19 protein-coding genes and 1 tRNA gene are annotated in these 17,533 nt (G+C 44.2%); 8 read left to right on the top strand and 12 right to left on the bottom strand.

What is annotated here, in order from left to right; translation table 11 throughout:
* Positions 1-160 precede the first annotated feature (160 nt).
* Both ACLSSO_RS01150 and ACLSSO_RS01145 read left to right on the top strand, forming a co-directional pair.
* Entirely contained in the window at positions 161-811 is a 651-nt protein-coding gene (locus tag ACLSSO_RS01150; protein ID WP_295898828.1) for a chalcone isomerase family protein, read from the top strand.
* A 10-nt stretch (positions 812-821) separates the two neighbouring features.
* On the top strand, positions 822-1,805 hold the full coding sequence (locus tag ACLSSO_RS01145; RefSeq protein WP_413943819.1) for a hypothetical protein: 984 nt from the start codon (positions 822-824) through the stop codon (positions 1,803-1,805).
* On the opposite strand, the gene ACLSSO_RS01140 is transcribed toward ACLSSO_RS01145, so the two are convergent.
* The 4 genes from ACLSSO_RS01140 to ACLSSO_RS01125 all read right to left on the bottom strand — a co-directional run bounded on the left by ACLSSO_RS01140 (position 1,796) and on the right by ACLSSO_RS01125 (position 5,699).
* Complete coding sequence (locus ACLSSO_RS01140) at positions 1,796-3,217, bottom strand: methyl-accepting chemotaxis protein (RefSeq protein ID WP_413943818.1); 1,422 nt, start codon at positions 3,215-3,217, stop codon at positions 1,796-1,798. The genes ACLSSO_RS01145 and ACLSSO_RS01140 overlap by 10 nt on opposite strands.
* Positions 3,218-3,230: 13 nt before the next feature.
* Complete coding sequence (locus ACLSSO_RS01135; protein WP_295898837.1) at positions 3,231-4,046, bottom strand: transporter; 816 nt, start codon at positions 4,044-4,046, stop codon at positions 3,231-3,233.
* Between the two features lie 70 nt (positions 4,047-4,116).
* Positions 4,117-5,421: a Na+/H+ antiporter NhaC family protein gene (locus ACLSSO_RS01130; RefSeq protein WP_413943817.1), complete on the bottom strand. Its 1,305-nt coding sequence runs from the start codon at positions 5,419-5,421 to the stop codon at positions 4,117-4,119.
* A gap of 5 nt (positions 5,422-5,426) precedes the next feature.
* Positions 5,427-5,699 carry a peptidylprolyl isomerase gene (locus tag ACLSSO_RS01125; RefSeq protein ID WP_295898842.1) on the bottom strand — a complete coding sequence of 91 codons (273 nt, stop codon included), beginning with the start codon at positions 5,697-5,699 and terminating at the stop codon, positions 5,427-5,429.
* Between the two features lie 54 nt (positions 5,700-5,753).
* Here ACLSSO_RS01125 and ACLSSO_RS01120 point away from each other — a divergent pair, with 54 nt between their 5' ends.
* The gene (locus tag ACLSSO_RS01120; RefSeq protein WP_295898847.1) at positions 5,754-6,509 is read left to right on the top strand and encodes a substrate-binding periplasmic protein; all 756 of its coding nucleotides are present in this window, start codon (positions 5,754-5,756) and stop codon (positions 6,507-6,509) included.
* Between the two features lie 133 nt (positions 6,510-6,642).
* Positions 6,643-7,347 (top strand): hydrolase, encoded by a 705-nt coding sequence (locus ACLSSO_RS01115; protein ID WP_413943816.1) that lies wholly within the window; start codon positions 6,643-6,645, stop codon positions 7,345-7,347.
* A gap of 19 nt (positions 7,348-7,366) precedes the next feature.
* Here ACLSSO_RS01115 and infA read toward each other — a convergent pair whose 3' ends face one another.
* On the bottom strand, positions 7,367-7,588 hold the full coding sequence (infA, locus tag ACLSSO_RS01110) for a translation initiation factor IF-1 (protein WP_367276347.1): 222 nt from the start codon (positions 7,586-7,588) through the stop codon (positions 7,367-7,369).
* Positions 7,589-7,627: 39 nt separating this feature from the next.
* Complete coding sequence (locus ACLSSO_RS01105; RefSeq protein WP_413943815.1) at positions 7,628-7,933, bottom strand: RNA recognition motif domain-containing protein; 306 nt, start codon at positions 7,931-7,933, stop codon at positions 7,628-7,630.
* A 275-nt stretch (positions 7,934-8,208) separates the two neighbouring features.
* On the opposite strand from ACLSSO_RS01105, the gene ACLSSO_RS01100 reads away from it, so the two are divergent.
* Positions 8,209-9,312, top strand: a complete 1,104-nt coding sequence (locus ACLSSO_RS01100; RefSeq protein WP_295898859.1) for a sensor histidine kinase — start codon at positions 8,209-8,211, stop codon at positions 9,310-9,312.
* A 20-nt stretch (positions 9,313-9,332) separates the two neighbouring features.
* Here ACLSSO_RS01100 and ACLSSO_RS01095 read toward each other — a convergent pair.
* From ACLSSO_RS01095 to rpsU, 6 genes are all read right to left on the bottom strand, one after another.
* Positions 9,333-9,409 (bottom strand) — tRNA-Met (locus ACLSSO_RS01095).
* Positions 9,410-9,469: 60 nt separating this feature from the next.
* Positions 9,470-9,931, bottom strand: coding sequence for a hypothetical protein (locus tag ACLSSO_RS01090; protein ID WP_295898893.1), 462 nt, complete (start codon positions 9,929-9,931; stop codon positions 9,470-9,472).
* Between the two features lie 153 nt (positions 9,932-10,084).
* On the bottom strand, positions 10,085-11,914 hold the full coding sequence (rpoD, locus tag ACLSSO_RS01085) for an RNA polymerase sigma factor RpoD (RefSeq protein ID WP_295898895.1): 1,830 nt from the start codon (positions 11,912-11,914) through the stop codon (positions 10,085-10,087).
* A gap of 14 nt (positions 11,915-11,928) precedes the next feature.
* Positions 11,929-13,788: a DNA primase gene (gene dnaG / locus ACLSSO_RS01080; RefSeq protein ID WP_295898898.1), complete on the bottom strand. Its 1,860-nt coding sequence runs from the start codon at positions 13,786-13,788 to the stop codon at positions 11,929-11,931.
* Between the two features lie 43 nt (positions 13,789-13,831).
* Positions 13,832-14,278 (bottom strand): GatB/YqeY domain-containing protein, encoded by a 447-nt coding sequence (locus tag ACLSSO_RS01075; RefSeq protein ID WP_295898900.1) that lies wholly within the window; start codon positions 14,276-14,278, stop codon positions 13,832-13,834.
* A gap of 96 nt (positions 14,279-14,374) precedes the next feature.
* Positions 14,375-14,569, bottom strand: a complete 195-nt coding sequence (rpsU, locus tag ACLSSO_RS01070; RefSeq protein ID WP_041872727.1) for a 30S ribosomal protein S21 — start codon at positions 14,567-14,569, stop codon at positions 14,375-14,377.
* A gap of 172 nt (positions 14,570-14,741) precedes the next feature.
* Between rpsU and ACLSSO_RS01065 the strand changes: the two genes are divergently transcribed.
* Genes ACLSSO_RS01065 through tadA form a run of 3 tightly spaced genes read left to right on the top strand, consistent with a single transcriptional unit; the run spans position 14,742 to position 17,516 of the window.
* Positions 14,742-15,803 (top strand): hypothetical protein, encoded by a 1,062-nt coding sequence (locus tag ACLSSO_RS01065; RefSeq protein WP_413943814.1) that lies wholly within the window; start codon positions 14,742-14,744, stop codon positions 15,801-15,803.
* A 37-nt stretch (positions 15,804-15,840) separates the two neighbouring features.
* On the top strand, positions 15,841-16,590 hold the full coding sequence (locus ACLSSO_RS01060) for a TerC family protein (RefSeq protein WP_413943813.1): 750 nt from the start codon (positions 15,841-15,843) through the stop codon (positions 16,588-16,590).
* Positions 16,590-17,516, top strand: coding sequence for a tRNA adenosine(34) deaminase TadA (gene tadA / locus ACLSSO_RS01055; RefSeq protein ID WP_413943812.1), 927 nt, complete (start codon positions 16,590-16,592; stop codon positions 17,514-17,516). Before ACLSSO_RS01060 ends, tadA begins: the two co-directional genes overlap by 1 nt.
* The last annotated feature ends 17 nt before the right edge of the window (positions 17,517-17,533 follow it).

Here is a 17,533-nt window from a genome sequence, read left to right as displayed (position 1 = left end):
TCTCGAATGAAAAACTAATTTATAAAAATCGTCGGAACTCTGTTTGTTTAGGCCAGTCGCATCGCCGCTGCTTTGCTTTTTTGAAATATTGATTGCCACCTTATAAAGCGACGAACGAACGCCTTTGCCGTATCAAGTATCACTCATAAAAGGAGTTCATATGAAAGCACTTGCACGTTTTATCGTTGCACCCGTTTTGGCTCTCTCAGTTTCTTCCGCTCATGCTTCTGTTTTAAAAATGGAAAAGGGCCCGCGCAGCATTGAAGGAGTGAATATCTCCAAATCAGCCGTAGCCACTATTGAAAAAACAGAAACTCAGCTTGGCACTGTCGGTGCTGGTCTGCGCTGGAAGAAAGTTCTTTTTTCTAAGGTCAAAGTTTATGTTGCCGAGCTTTTGGTGAGCAGCCCTCAACGCTTTATTAAAAAAGACAGCGAAGCTTTAAAATCATTGGATGACAGTGACGTTGTCGCCATTCGTATGACGTTCTTAAGAACCGTAGAAGCGGACAAAGTGCAAACGTCTTTCCGCGATGCACTTAGCGCCAACAAAGTGGATACGGCAACTCCATCTATTAAAACATTCCTAGGCGCTGTCAGCAAAGGTGGCGACGCCGCTTCCGGTGGTCATCTCACCATTCTAGTGAAGAAACACTCCGATGGTTCAGAAACTTTGATTTATGAAGACACGGCTGGAAAACAAACCGTGCTTGTCGGTGAACGCGGTATGACTCAAAAGATTTTTTCAATCTGGTTGGGTGTCCCTGCGGATGACGGCGTAGCTTCCTTAAAAAACGATCTTTTAACTCCTTAAGGAGACGTCCGTGAATTCTTTAATTAAAGTATCCCTAGCTGGTATTTTATTACTTTCCTTAGCCGCCTGCGATTTGCAGGAGGCTTTGGATGGCACTAAAAAAGTTCCAGGTAAAATGGACGAAACCAATGCCAACATGAGAAAAATGTTGGATGAAATGAAGACAACAAACAAAGGGGTCCACGATCAATCCCTATTAATTCCCTTAGAAAATCTGATTAAGGAAGAAAATCAGGATACTTTGGCTCCCGTGCCTTTTAAGCTGATGCCCTATGGAAAAAAATTTGCTGAAGCCGCCTCTGCAGAGGAGCTGATTGATTTAACTTATCTATGGCTTAAGGAAGTCGATGAAGCTTTGCCTAATAAAGACATTGACGAAGCCACAGGAGAAGAAGTTCCTTATACAAAAAAACAAATTCAGCGAATCAATACCCAAAAACTTGCCAAGCTAACGGCCTTACAAGTGATCGCAGGTTTTACCCCGCAAGAGGTCGTTCAGGAAATTATTCACCGAAATATTATAGGTGAAAAACTTGAGGGCGGTCGTCGCTTTGAGGAGACGGCGTATTCCTTTTTGATGTTAAGAACGATGTTCATCCGTGACGTTCTTTTAAAAGAATCTATTTTATCCACGTCTATTGATAATGTAGGCAAACTTGAAGAGGCGATGAAATATATTAAGAAAGTCGACAGCATTGCTCGCTTGCGCTTTGCCGATAAGATTCAATTTAAATCTCATGGTCTGATTGATTTTGAAGGAAGGCAGCTTCCTGAAGACCAGCAGCCCCAGGAAAAGCTCAATCAAGATGTGGCTTTTAATTTATGGACCTCGATTTATGAAAAAGCACAGTCACAAATGCGGATGGATGAGCGAAGTGTCGGTGCCGATGCCAACGATGACCAGCGACTTTTAAACGAAGAAAAAAAGCGTCTGCAATATGACTTGCAGTTGATTGAACAAAATCTTCAATACTGGAAAGGCCGTCAACCTTGACGGCCCACCATGGCTTTTAGTTCCGTCACAAGCCCTTGCATACCTTGAGAAAGCTCTGACATTTGATCGCTGGTTTGGGCGACCTCTTGAGCAACTTGCGCATTCTGCTGCGATGCTTGGTCTAATTTATTCATGGCTTCACTGATTAGTCCCAGCCCACGAGCTTGCTCTTGGCTGGCCCCTGCGATTTCATTATTAATTTCCAAAACTTTTTGCGCGGAAGAAAGAAATTTACCAAGAAGAGCGCCACTTTGATGAGCGACTTCGCCGCCTTCGTGAATTCTGGATACACTTTCTTGAATCATTTTAGAAATATCTTTTGCAGAATCAGCACTTCGTTGGGCAAGGCTGCGAACAGCATCGGCAACAACGGCAAAGCCTTTTCCCTGCTCACCGGCACGAGCCGCTTCCACTGAGGCATTTAAAGCAAGAAGATTTGTTTGAAAGGCGATATCGTCAATGACTTGAATCACCTCTTCGATTTTTGTCGCCGAGCCTTTTAAAGCATCCATGCTTTGAATCAACTTTTGCACAGATTCAGCACCCGCCTTGGAGGCTTCGAAACTTTCCGAAGACAAAGTGGAGGCGTTTTTAGCATTTTCTGAATTAAGCTTCACCATACTGGAAAGTTCTTCCAAGGAAGCCACCGTTTCTTGCAAGGAAGCCGCCGACTCCGTCGCTCCGCTTGCGAGATTTTGGCTGGCTTTATTAAGATGGTGACTGGTCTCATCTAAAGAATGACCCGTTTTCTCAATGCGATTGGAAAAAACCGACATACGACCTATCAAACTTGAGGTGATCCATGCTCCGCCGAGCAAACAGAAAAGCCCGCCTACTATAGTGATAACCAAGTTGATGGCACGGAAAGCTCCACCGGATTCGTGCGCAACTTCCGCATCTTTTTCAATCAACTCTCCCAGGTTTTCCATTTTTCCTTCGAGAACCTTGAAAGTATCGTTGAACTTTGGAAGCTCAGCCAATGCGACTTTATAACCTTGAGTCACCGCGAGATTCACAATTTTTTTGGTGTGTTCAATATATTGTTCCATCTGGGGTTTGGTTTCTAGAATCGCTTTTTTAGTTTCGGCATTTAATGGCAATGCTTCTAAAGCAGAAAGATATTTTTTAAATTCTTCCGATTTTTCTTCAGATTCTTTCTGAATGTTTTTTAATTCAGATACTTCACCGCTCTCCGCCGAAAGCAAGGAGGCCAAAACCACGGAACGAAGTCCATCGTGCATCATATCTGCGAGAGTCATATTGCGAACTGCTGGCAGTTGCACGTTGGCGACATTATCAAATTGTGTCATCAACCGCGTGGAATTGATAAAAGAAAGACTTCCAATGCCAACTAGGACAAGTAAAAATCCTCCACATAAAAGCACCAGTTGTTTTTTTATAGAAAGATTCATTCGCCCGACCCTGTTACCAAAGTTTCGACTCTACTGAAAGATATAAAAAGACACCGCGCTCATGTTCAGCCGCGGAAGGACCGACACCAAGAAGTGCGCCGATGCCGGGAACAATCTCGGTTTCTTGCCCGGCTTGAAAAGCCGTACGTATGCCGGGAACAACATAATAAGTCGCCTCTGTCGCCTTAGTGTCTTGTCCGGCAACGACTTCGTTATTGTTCATTACGAATTCGCAGAGAAGATTTGTCTTTGGTGTGACATTGTAGACAACACTTGTTCCAAAGTTAAAACCAAAAAGGGAAGCCGTTTCTCCCAGCTCATTCTTTGCATCCGGTGTGTATGTAAAACCGGCGTTCCAATGATTGGTCCAGCGATCGTTAAGCGTGATGGAAACAGCATGATTAAACTGGAAGCCCGCTACACCATTGCCGAAACCTTTTTTGTAGTCTCCTGTAGGAAGGATGATCGAAAAACGTGGAGCCATGGAAATCATCTCTGTGTTCATCAATTGGTAACGATAATTTAGAAGGACGTCACCAATCTGCGTTTTGTCGCCATCACCACCGACAGCACTCTTTTTTAAAACAGGAATAACGTAAGAAAATTGATGAGTCTCATCTGTGATAGGAATTTCGTTTGTGAACGAGTATCCCCATTCATGTGCGGGATCAAGATACTGATAAGTCTGAATAAACTGCACAACACCGGGTTCCTGGTTGTACGCTTCCTCAATAAGAAAGGAATTATCCTTTACAACCTCGGCAGCATTCGCTTTCACCGCAAAACCACCCAATAACGCCAAAGCGATTGCATACAATAACACGCGCATTCATTTCCCCTTTTCTTGAATAAGAATATTCTTTCCAAAATTATGAGGAAAATCTACGCTGAACAGGTTTTTAACAATTTGTACTGGTCTTTATGCGTGAAGTTCGCCAGAACATCGATACTAAAGTCATTCCACCGAGGACGTAACAATAATAGACTTCCCCCACGAGCGCCAGCGGAGACAGTTTCGCCATTTGGCTAGCTAGTAAAATCTGGGCACCATAAGGAATCAAACCTTGAATCACGCAAGAAAAGATATCCAAAAGACTTGCACTGCGTGGAGCTGGCACTTCTTCCGCTTTAGAAATTTCTTTAGCGAGGTCGCCTGTAATTAGAATAGCAACGGTGTTATTGGCAACGGCCAGATTCGCGATGCTCACTGAAAGAGCGATGCTAAATTCCGCCCATAATTTTTCTAAACGCGCGCTTTGAAACTTCATCTTCTTAAAGAGGCCGCGCAAAATCGCGATACCGCCTTCGACTTTCATCATCTGCCCCAGACCACCCATGAAAAGAGAAAGAAGAAAGATCTCTTGCATATCCTTAAAGCCTGTATAAATGTCCTGGGCCCATTGCAAAAGAGAATACCCTTCTGTCGCAAAGAGTCCCAAACCTCCGGCAAGAAGAATTCCCAGAACTAAGACCAAAAAGACATTTATTCCTAACAAGGCCAATATCAAAACAACGGCATAAGGTAGAGCCTTAAAAATTTCCATTTCTTTCACGGAGACTACGTGGCCCGGAGCGAACGACAAAAAGAGAATCATCACCGTTAGCAACGCCGCTGGCAGACTTAAACGAAAGTTCACGCGAAATTTATCCTTCATCGAACAACCTTGCGACCGTGTCGCCGCAATTGTCGTGTCAGAAATAAAAGAAAGATTATCGCCAAACATGGCGCCACCAATCAAAGCGCCAAACACAAGAGCTTTCTCCAAACCACCCGTTTCAGCGAGCCCCAAGGCAATCGGCCCCAACGCTGAAATCGTTCCCATGGATGTACCAATAGATGTCGAGATCAAAGCGGCGAGTAAAAAGAATCCTGGTAACAAGAAATTTTCCGGCATGATTTTCATTCCCCAGAAAATCACCGCATCGACACCACCAATGGCTTTTACAACACTTCCAAATGCGCCCGCCAAAAGATAGATCAGACACATCGTAAGAATATTGTGATCAGCAAGTCCCTCCATGAACGTGTTCACCTTTTTATCAAAGGTTCCCTTCATCAAAAGAAAAGCTAATATAATCGCTGGAAGTGTTGCGACCGGAGACGGCAGTTTGTAAAAAGCAAACTCGGCTCCTTGCAAGTGATAATAAATTCCGCTCCCAAGAAAAAGAGCGATGAACGTTAAAAGAGGGAGAAAGGCTCTCACTTAGATTACTCCGTTCTTTTTATAAGGTGATAACCAAACTTCGTGCGTACAGGTTTTGCGGTCGTTTCGCCGACCCTCAAAGAGAACGCAGCCTCTTCAAATGTCTCATCCATGCGACCTTCAGAGAATGTTCCCAGATCTCCTCCCACGGAGGAGGAGGGACAGCGAGAGTGCTTGCGTGCTAATTCTTCAAAGCTTTTACCACTCTTTAATGCTCGTAAAAGATCATCGGCTTCATATTGATGCTGCACCAATATATGACTGGCTCTGATTTTCACGTTTCCTCCGTATTTAATTTGACCCAACTCTTCACACTCCCGTAAGGTCGGAATGTGAAATTCTCTTTAGTTTTTCTTTTTCTTTCCAGCATGGCCTTCGCCAAGCCCACGCCTGTTGATATCGGTGGTTACGACTTTCCACCTTACGTCATCAGTAAGAACAACGGCTTCCAAGGTCTGACATTGGATTTGATTCAGCTTTTAAATCAAAAACAATCAAAGTTTGAATTTCGATTTGTTCCCACTTCACCTTCAAGAAGATACCACGATATGAAAGAAGGGCGATACCAAATCATCGCCTTTGAATGCAAATCGTGGGGTTGGAATCCTGATCTTGTGACCTCAACAAAAATATTTCAAGAAGGTGGAGAGGTCTTCATCGCTCTGAATGAGCCCTCCCGCACCCAAGCTTATTTTAAAGATCTAAAAAGTAAAAAAATTCGAGGCATGCGCGGTTACCATTATGGATTTTTGGGGCTGTCCACGGGCCCGAAAGCTTTGAAAGAATTCAATTTAGAGCTTACCAATACTCAGGAAGGAAACATCCGCGCCGTACTGAACAAGCGTACCGACATCGCTATTGTATCTAAAGAGTACTTGGATATTTATTTGAAAGAAAATCCACAAGATCAAAAGTTTTTGCTCATCTCAAAAAATTTCGATCAAATTTATCGGCTAGGTCTTCTTGTTTCAAACGAACAATCGACAATCAAAGTCGCAGACTTAAATAAGCTGATCGACGATATCGTGAAAGATGGATCGTGGGATGATATCTTAAAAAGAAAAGGTATTACCAGCAAACACCCTTAATGAGTCCGACCTGTTAAAGCACATTCAATTCGATAGAAACTTCTTGTGAATTTTAGCATTCACCCCGCGAGAAAATTGCCTCGCTGAGCGTTTGAGAGTCTGCTTTAACAATACTTTTTTAAGGAGATTCTCTATGAAAAGCACTCCCGTTCGCGATCAGGTCAAAGATCATTTGCTCACACCAAAAAACGCAGTCCTTGTCATCATCGATTATCAACCACCCCAAATTATCACAACGGTTTCGATGGATCGCCAGACACTTATCGGTAACATGCGCGCCTTAATCAAAACAGCAAAGGCATTTGATGTCCCCATTGTTTTAAGCACAGTGAATACGATAAATGGAAGAAACCCTGACACCATTCCGCAACTTAAAGAACTGCTTGCCGGTGTTCCATCAATTGACAGAACTTCAATCAACGCTTGGGAAGATGAAGAATTTTATCAAGCGATCAAAGCCACTAAACGCAAGAAACTTATTATCGCCGCTCTTTGGACGGACGCCTGTTTGTTATTTCCAACAATGGATGCAATCAAAGAGGGCTACGAAGTATTTCCAGTCGTTGATTGCGTCGGTGCTAATTCCATCGAGGGTCATAAAGCCGCACTTCAACGCATGGTCCATGCTGGAGCGCAACCTGTTGGCTGGAACTCTGTCGCATGTGAATTGCAACGCGACTGGGGCCGCCACGAAACCGTCACTGGTTTTATGGAAGCCGTAAAAGAACAGGGTCACGGCTGGGGTTGGTTCATATCAGTCTCTCAAGAAATCGAAGAGTATCACAACTATAAAGGTGCATCTGCGATGCAAGTCCAAGGCACACAGCCGCCGCACTAAAAAAGGGCCCCTGGGGCCCTTAAACTTTATGTCGGTGTAAGATCAAACCGTGAGTGGGATCGTAGGGCGAAACCCCTACATTCACTCGATCTCCTACAACAACCTTGATATTAAATTTTTTCATCTTTCCACATAAACGAGCCTTAATTAAAACACCGTTAGGAAGAGTCACGGAATAAACTCCACCACCGGAAAGATCTACGACTTTGCCATCCGTCGTGACCAAATCGTCTTTAGCCATCATATTCCTTTGCGTATTTTATAATTAAATCTGCCGATATTAGTATGAACGGCGAGAGCTGAAACCACCGCTGCGACGATTGCCACCAGAGCGGTTTTCTTGAGGTTTCGCTTCAGAGATATTCATCGCACGACCAGAAACTTCTGAACCGTTCAATTTTTGAATCGCTGTTTGCGCTTCTCCATCTGTAGACATTTCGATGAATGCAAAACCTTTACTGCGGCCTGTTTCTCTATCTGTGATCACATTTGCGGAATCAACAGTACCAAACTCTGCAAAAAGATTTGTAAGCTGATTCGAATCAACTGTGTATGATAAATTTCCGACGTATAATTTCTTTCCCATATTTGCCTCCTTAAAAGCTTAGGGGCCATTCACAGAAGACAAAAGAGAATCGATTGAATAATGAGAACGACGTGTTCACCAAGTAGAACAGATCGGTATCGCAATAGATATAACCAAATCATTTTATTTCTGAAAGCCGGTCATCTCGAAGAGGGCGACTTTGAGAAAAAGAACCGGCTCATAGTCGTCTCTTGACTGTGAAGAAACAACAAATCCCTGGACCCACCTCTACTCACGTCATGCTAAAAAATGGAGATTCGATCAAAGGAGCCTGTGTGGAGAATATTGAAAACCTTAAAAAAGATATCCAAAAACGTGTTATCATGGATCTCGGTAAAGAATTTCCTCAGGCGCCTATTTCAAAACTAACAACGCCTTTGCAGCTTTTTCTCAACGCCCTTATAGATAACCTGCAATTAAGTACATCTGCTTCACCTCACGTCACAGTCGCGGATAAAGAAATGTCCCCCCTTTATAAATTTGAAGGTACAGCTCCTCTGGGCTTTAGCTTGCCTCAACTTTTAAAGGAATTTAGCATCATCAAAAAAGATGTTATCCAGGAACTACAGCACCAAGGACAATTATCTTATGAAATCAGAAATAAGATTGATGAGGTTTTCGAAGTCCTTGGAATTTCCACTGCTGAAAGCTTTATTTCCACGAAACAGAAAAACACCGAAGAGGCTCTTAACAAAGCGGAAGTCAGCAATCGCGACTTGGAACAGTTTGCTGGTGTTGCTGCCCATGACTTAAAGTCTCCCCTCGCGACTATTTCGGGATATGTGTCTCTTTTGAATGAAGAACTGGGTCAGTTGGCAAACTCTCCGGGACATGAATACATCCCAATCATTGAAAGTGCCGCTGAGAGAATGAGACATCTCATAGATCATCTTTTAGAACACGCTCGCCTGGCGGCACAGAATCATCAGTTTATAGATGTGGACTTGAATGAAGTGCTTAAGATCACCGAACAGAATCTTCATGAATCTATTGAAACAACTCACACACAAATAAAAAGTCAGAAAATGCCGATAGTACAAGGTGATCCGGCGTTGCTGGTTCAGCTCTTCCAAAATCTCTTTGCCAATTCGATCAAGTTTCGTAGTTCAAAGCCTCCTGTCATTGAAGTGAATGTCGACGACAAAAAATTTGCGCAGTACTTGCTTTTTTCAGTGAAAGATAACGGCATCGGCTTTGACCCGAAAGAAAAAGAAAATATTTTCGGACTTTATACGACCTTACATTCGAAACAAGAATACTCCGGCTCCGGCATTGGTTTAGCTACGTGTAAGAAAGTCGTCGAACTCCACGACGGCCGCATCTGGGCCGAATCCGTTCCCAACAAAGGCACAACCATTTGGTTTACATTAGCTAGATGAGAGAGATGTCTCTTATAAAATGGTAGGGGGCGAGGGACTTGAACCCCCGATCCCAGTGTTATGAGCACCGTGCTTTAACCAACTAAGCTAGCCCCCCACTACCGAGAGGCTTTAAGGTATCAAACATAGCGAACACGATCAACCGCGGAGTGGCGGATCAAAACTTCGTGTACGAACAAGCTAAAGCAAACCGACCTGTTTGCCCCGCGACTCCCAAGTAAACTCCATTTTTGGCTTTAGAATCCAAATCCAATCGCACAAGGCTGCCACCGTCATAGCAAGTCAATTCAAAGTGAGCGCGTCCGACATAAGAAGAAGCCCGAGTGCGATACCATTGCGTCGTACAGGCAACGTCACGGATCGTGATCACGCGGTGCTGAGGACCGTTTCCTGTGGTCGCCCAAAACTCTTCCGTATAATTGATGAGCAACGGCTCGTTAGGAGTCGCGCGTTCAGCTTTGAGGTAAACAGTCGCGACTGTGTCGTTACCTTTATACTGAACAAGATCAGGAGTTTTTTCCGCAGAACACTCAACGGATTTAATAACTTTATCGGCAGCATCGATAGCAAAAGCGGAGTGAGACAAAAGCAAAGCAGCCGTGAAGAAAACTGATTTCATTTTTAACCTCCAGTTTTAAAATTGGAGGAATCATACAGGAGAATTTCAGAATGATTTGTCAGGATTGAAAGTGATGAAAAGATTCTAATAAAAAAAGGGACTTTCCGAAGAAAGTCCCTTTCAGGAAGCTCAAATCAGCTCTCCTAGAGAGCGCTAGCTATCAACAAACGCCTTCAGTTTGTTGCTGCGAGAAGGATGACGAAGCTTACGAAGAGCTTTAGCCTCGATCTGACGGATACGCTCACGAGTCACGTTGAAGTCTTGTCCCACCTCTTCAAGAGTATGGTCAGATTCTTCACCGATACCGAAACGCATACGAAGAACTTTTTCTTCTCTTGGAGTCAGTGTCGAAAGAACACGGCGAGTTTGTTCCGCCAAGTTCAGGTTCACAATCGCTTCTGCAGGATTGATCACCTTTTTGTCTTCGATAAAGTCCCCTAAGTGCGAATCTTCTTCTTCACCCACTGGAGTTTCCAAAGAGATTGGCTCTTTCGCGATTTTCAAAACTTTGCGAACTTTATCAACTGGCATGTCCATTTTATCCGCGATCTCTTCAGGGGTCGGCTCACGGCCTAGTTCCTGGATCAGATAGCGAGATGTACGAACAAGCTTGTTGATCGTCTCGATCATGTGAACAGGGATACGGATTGTACGAGCTTGGTCGGCAATCGCGCGAGTGATCGCTTGACGGATCCACCATGTCGCATAAGTCGAGAACTTGTAACCACGACGGTATTCGAACTTATCAACGGCTTTCATCAAACCGATGTTACCTTCCTGGATCAAATCCAAGAATTGAAGACCGCGGTTGGTGTACTTCTTCGCGATAGAAACAACGAGACGCAAGTTCGCTTCAACGAGTTCTGACTTCGCTGCATCGGCTTCGCGCTCACCTTTCCAAATCGCTGTGTAAGTTTCCTTAACCCAGTTGTGGTTCATCTCTGTTTCGGAGTCCAAGCGGCCGATACGTTTTTCAGCCTCTTGAGCTTGCAATACGTAGGATTTGAATTTTTGGTAATTCAAACCCGTATCGCGAGTCATTCTTGTTAATTCTTTTTCGTTCGCATCGATCAACTTCATACGTTCTGTCATTGCAGCAACGTCTTTAGAGAACGTACGCTCCACACCGTCTTTGATACGACGACGAAGAGTTCCGATACGGTTCACCAAGTTTTTGAACTTGATCACGATACGGTTGATTGTCTTACGGTTGAAGTTCACAGACTCGAAGTTCGCCATGAGCTTGTCGTTCATCGCAACAAGTTCTTTCATAGCCGCTTGACGAGCTGGAGTGTTCGTTTCTTCTTTACGAAGAACCAAGAAATGTTTCTCAGCCGCTTTTTGGTACTCAGTCACTTTACCGATAAGTTCATGAATCTTATCGATGTATTCCTTCTCATCGTATTGAGTGTCTTCGTCCTCAAGACCACGGAAGATCGATTTAACTTTGATACGTCCTTCATCAAGACGCTTACCAAGTTGAATGATCTCGTATGTTCCTAGTGGAGACAAAAGGATCGCACGAACGATTTCACGCTCCCCTTTTTCGATACGACGAGCGATCTCAACTTCACCCTCACGAGTAAGAAGTGACACGCTTCCCATTTTACGCAAGTAAAGACGAACAGGGTCGTTACCCTTAACGTCTTCGCTTTCTGCTTTTTCTTCATCATCTACTTCTTCGTCTTCAGAATCCGGGCTTTCAAGGAAAGATCCTTCGCCCTCTTCCTCTTTCGAAGTTTCAGACAAGTCTGAAATTACTACACCACCACCCTCAAGCGCGTGCATGAATGCATCGAGCACTGAAGGAGCGATAATTTCAGGTGGAAGAAGGTCGTTGATTTCTTCAATCGTCAACGCGCCTTTTTCCTTTGCAAGCTTCAGAAATCGTTGAATTTCTTCTTTAATCAACGCTTCTTGTTCCTGCAAAGAAAGAACCTTTACCGGCTCTTTCTCTTGTTTGTTTGGTAGGTTCGGTTTCATCAATACCCCGCCTTTTACCCTTTATTCAGAGAGATTCGATTTCTCTGAATATTCATAATCTGTTCCAACTTTTCCGAACTAGGTTCGTTTTTAAGATCTCTCGCCAATTGCTTTGCTTGCTCTCTTAGGAAGTTTTCTTTCACGCGCTTAAAGCAATCACGCAAGAGCTTCGTCTCTGCCTCTTCGTCGAACCCTGGTTCAGCCTCGGGAGTGGGCCCAACTTGAAATAGATATTCAGGCTGATCAACGTAAGAGACAAGCAGACTGGTCAATTTATCAAACTTATTAAGATCTTGTCTATACACATCCGTCGCCTTTTCAAGGATCTTTTTCACTCCTTCGTGTGCAACGTTCTCAATCAGTTTTTCACTCTCAAAATGCTCGAAATTGGCACGACTTTTGAGTACCAATCCTAATAGCAGAATCTCTGCTTTAGAGGCTCCTTTGAGGCTGATTTTGCCTCCTTCTACAGGTTGTGACACCGCTTCGGGGGCCTTTTGGTTAGCCGGCGCACTTGGCTGCACCGTTCTAGTCATCGCAGGGCGATTTTGTGAATATACAGGGCCACTGCTTTGCAAGCCCACAGCTTGACGCAGCCAGGGAAGAGTTACGCCCATCTTCTGCGCAGATTCCGCCAAATACAAGTCCCGTAATCGCAAATCCGGAATAGTCTCAAATAACGGTTTCAATTTATCAGCAAGCTTCACTTTTTCAGAAGCCTCACCGCGATAACCTTCCATCCATCGAGCCAAAATCATCACAAACAAATCTGGAGCACGCTCAAGTTCTGCTTTCAGAGCGTCAGCTCCGTATTTTTTCACATAATCGTCAGGGTCCATATTGTTCGGAAGAGTCAAACCCTTCGGATACAGGTCCGCTGCGAGTAAGATCGGCAAGCTGCGTTCGGCCGCTTCCATTCCCGCAGAGTCCCCGTCAAACAGAGCCACTACGTTTTTAGTCATGCGCTTAAGCATTTTTCCGTGATCCGGAGTCAAAGCCGTTCCCATGGTCGCCACCACGTTGCGGATGCCTGCCTGGTACAAAGAAACCAAATCCATGTAGCCTTCAACGATCAAAGCCATATCATCACTACGGATGTAACGAGCTGTTTGTGACAATCCGTAGAGCACTTTCCCCTTAATAAAGACCGGAGTCTCAGGGGAATTTAAATATTTCGGCTCATTTTCTTTTTTCTCAAGGTAACGGCCCCCAAATGCGATGGGTTCTCCCATTGGAGAAAAAATCGGAAACATGAGGCGATCACGGAAAATATCAAAGTAGCCGGACTTATTGTTGCGAGCTTTTACGAGGCGCGCTTCTTCCGCCAAGGCCATCGGCACTTGTTTGCTGCCCAGATATTTTTCTAAGCCATCCCACTCTGCCACCGCGTAACCAACGCCGAAGGTTTCAATAACCTCGTCAGAAAGGCCACGACTGGCAATGTATTTACGAACAGGATGATCGTGAGGCGTGCGTTTAAGTTGCTCTGAAAAATAATGAGCGGCGAGCTTATTTACTTTTAACAACAACTTCTTTTTGTCAGCAGCTTGATCGCGAGCTTCGTCTTCTTTTTCCGGTGCTGGCATTGGAATGCTGGCGCGGTTCGCAAGATATTCAACGGCCTCAGGAAAGCCCATGCCCTGATAATCACGAAGAAACGAAAAAACGTTTCCGCTTTTGTGGCAACCGAAGCAGTGATAGACCTGCTTTGTTTCCGAAACCGAGAACGACGCTGTTTTTTCAACGTGATCAGGAAACGGACAGCGGCCCATAAGGCCGCTACCACTTTGTTTTAGCTGTGTATATTGAGAGATGATGTCGACAAGGTTGTTCGCCTCGGAAACTCTCTCGATAAAGTCTTGGCTAAATCTCATGCACCTTCCAACAAGGGAAAAAGGTACCAGGTACCTTTTTCGACTACGCGAGCTTTGATTTGATAACTTCGCTTACTACTTTGTTGTCTGCGGCGCCGCCAGATTTCGCGATGACTTCTTTCATCACAGGACCCATGTCCTTCACTGTCTTAGCACCCAATGCTGCAATCACTTGAGTTACGAGAGCTTCGATTTGTTCACGGCTCATTTGCGCTGGCAAATAAACTTCAAGAACTTTCAATTCCGCAGTCTCTTGATCGACTAGATCTTGGCGACCTGCTTGAGAGAATTGCTCGATAGATTCTTTTCTTTGTTTTACTAGTTTTTTGATAACGCCCAATACTTCATCAGGAGTGATTGGATCTGGACGCATATCGATTTCGCGGTTTTTGATCGCAGCTTGGAGCATACGAAGAGCTCCCAATTTTGCTGAGTCTTTTGCGATCATCGCGGCTTTAACATCCGCAGCGAGTTTATCTCTGATTTCCATTAAGGACCTCCATGGTTGCTTCAAACACTGAAGCGTAGATAGAACAGAGGCGACACTAGGTCGCCTCCTTGAAAAAACCAATGTCCACTAAAGGAATTAGTCGTTCCAACCTTTTCTAGATTTCTTAACAGCGCGTTTACGAGCCGCTAGAGATTTCTTTTTAAGTCTTACAGAAGGCTTTTCAAAGTGTTCACGTTTTTTAACTTCAGAAAGAATACCTGCTTTTTCGCAAGATTTTTTAAATTTTCTGAATGCAGATTCAAAAGACTCACCGTCTTTGATCTTTACCATTGCCACGACAATCACCTGCCCTTCTGATGTGGAAATAAGAACCAGAGTGTATAACAAAGCAGCATAAAAGGGGCAAGCCTTGGGGTCCTGACGCAATGAATTATTATTCCCCATGTGCTTTTTTTATTGGCACTGTCCTCAATGAATGGGAAAAATTCATCGAGGGGTGTTTATGAGATTTCTTATCTGTCTGATATTATTGGGCTTATCATTAACTTCCAAAGCCAATCCGAGCGAAGATTTCTTTATCCTGAAGCCTGGAGAGCTGAAGTTTATTCGCACTCCCGGGCAACAATTCTCTCCGCTGGCTCAAACAACCTGCCGCGATCGCATCCGCCAGATCATGTGTTTGGTGAAATCCACGCAAAATCCTGTGGGCACCCGCCAATGTCTTCCTGGCAGCGAGTCCTTTGCGGACCCCGTTGAAAAAATCTACGACATCCTTCCTGAAAAGGTCCAAAAAGCTTTCTGTGGTTTGGACGTGATCTATGTTGAAGAAGACATGGAGGCATTAGCTTACGCCGGGATCGTTCGCCAAGATCCGACAAAAGGTGTTGTGGGTTCTTTCATGGGAATTCGCAAAATTCTTTTAGAGCAAGCTTACGATGCGACGTCTGTATTTGGATGGAAAGAACAAAAAGCATTCGGTATTAAAGCTCCGCCGTTTGTGCACATGCCAGAGGGTCCTCGTGTCGAAGTGGCTTTGCCAGGTTCTTTATCCGCCCTTCAATACGTGATGATTCATGAGTTTGGTCACATCATTGATTTTAGCAATAAGGCGAACGATTTTGTTTGTCCTGCTGGAGAAACTTGCAAACTTGAGACAGGCGATATGGCTGAATATCAAAAGCTCGTTCCAGTGCCGAACTCTTGGAGTGCTTTGAGCTGGAAAAATGCAGTGACTCCGAAAGACAATTATCATTTTCCACTCTGGGACAATTTGTGTTTTTACGGTTGCAATAAAAGTTTATCTGTCGCGGACGTTGAACAATTCTACCGTGAGCTTGCACCTACAAACTTTGTAACGACTTATGCAGCCGTGTCTCCTTTTGAGGACTTTGCAGAGAGTTTTACTTTCCACGTATTAAGCCTGCAAGGTGATTGGAGTTATCAAATTCAAACTCCACAAACGGCTTATTCGCTCGATCAAAAGTGGAAAAACACCTGGGATAAAAAATCTTGGATGGAAAGTTTCTACAACCAAGATCTGCGATACCCAACACCTTCAAATTAGTTTATAAAAGATCCAAATACGAGGAGTTAAACCTTAGATGGAACTTTTAACAAACCCGCAGATTTGGATCGCATTCTTTACTCTTTTCGCTCTAGAACTAGTTCTGGGGATCGACAATATTATTTTTATTTCGATCCTCGCTGGAAAACTTCCTAAAGAACAACAAGACAAGGCTCGCATCACGGGCTTGGGCCTTGCGGTCGGAACGCGCATTCTTTTACTTCTTTCTTTGTCTTGGATCATTGGTCTGACAGCTCCGCTTTTCGAAGTTTTCGGACAGGAAATTTCAGGCCGTGATTTGATTTTGCTTTTAGGTGGTCTTTTCTTGATCGTAAAAAGCACGATGGAGATCAATCACAAATTGGAAGGTGTTGAAGGCAGTCAGTCAGGTCACGTCGCCGCTTCATTTAATGCGGTGATTGTGCAGATCCTTTTACTTGATATCGTGTTCTCTTTAGATTCTGTGATCACCGCTGTCGGCATGGTCAGTGAACTTTCCGTGATGATCGCGGCTGTTATCGCTTCAACACTCGTTATGATGTTTGCGGCAAAACCGATTAGTAATTTCGTCGATGCGCATCCGTCTTTGAAGATTCTTGCGTTGAGTTTCCTATTGATGATCGGCTTCACGTTGATCGTGGAATCTTTGGAAGTGCATATTCCAAAAGGTTATGTGTATTTCGCGATGGCATTCTCTGTCGGTGTTGAAATGCTCAATATTCGCATGCGCAAGAAGCAACCAAAAGAGCCTGTTAAACTTCGCGAAAGAATCGCTGAGGAAAAATAGTGAATTCCTCTGAAGATATCAAATGGATGACGAAGGCTTTAAGCCTTGCCAAGAAAGCCGCAGAGAAAGGCGAAGTTCCTATTGCGGCTTTGCTTGTAGGTCCTGAAGGTTTGATTTCGTGGGCGATTAATACGCGCGAAAGACAACAAACTCCCTTGGGACATGCAGAACTTTTTGCTCTTCATAAAGCTTCTCAGAAAAAACAGAGCTGGCGTTTAAGTGAATGCACTTTATACGTGACGTTGGAGCCTTGTGTGATGTGCGCAGGCGCGATTCAACAAGCTCGCCTGAAACGTGTTGTCTATGGTGCTTCAGACCCTAAGGGTGGGGCTGTTGAAAGTCTTTATGAAATCCTCAATGACTCTCGCTTGAATCATCAGGTGGAGGTCACGCCCGGAGTTTTAGCTTCTGAATGTGCGGCTCTTCTTCAAGGATTTTTCCAAGATCGTCGCGATGAAAAGAAAACGGAAAAAGCACAAAAGATTTTCCGTGATCGTTCGTCGGTGATTGTTGTTCATAAAAATAAAATTTTGGGTTTTCATGCGATTGATTCAAGCTCTCAGGCAAAATATTTTTTTGTTCCTGGTGGCGCGATTGAGGCCGGAGAAACCACAGCACAATCTGCCGCTCGCGAATGCTTAGAAGAAACCGGCTATAAAGTTCGTATTCTTGAAAAAACCGCTTTTGAGCGTAAATATGACTTTCTTTGGAATGGAAATATTCACGCCTGCCGCACGGTTTTTTACATCGGGATTTTAGATCAAGAATGGACTCCCCCTCATAAAGTGGACGATGCTGATTATCATAAAGGTGTCGAGTGGATTGACGTTAAACGCGTTCCTGAGGTGTTTGCGTATAATAAAGACATCCTTTGGGCCGTACAGAAGCTCGTTAAAACGGCGTTAAAGAAATCGGTCTTGCGCTAATCTTGGGGGGCTGTTAC

It is taken from the genome of Bdellovibrio sp. HCB-162, from assembly GCF_047344985.1.
In the GTDB taxonomy this organism is placed as follows: domain Bacteria; phylum Bdellovibrionota; class Bdellovibrionia; order Bdellovibrionales; family Bdellovibrionaceae; genus Bdellovibrio.
This window is presented reverse-complemented; position numbering and strand designations above follow the sequence as displayed.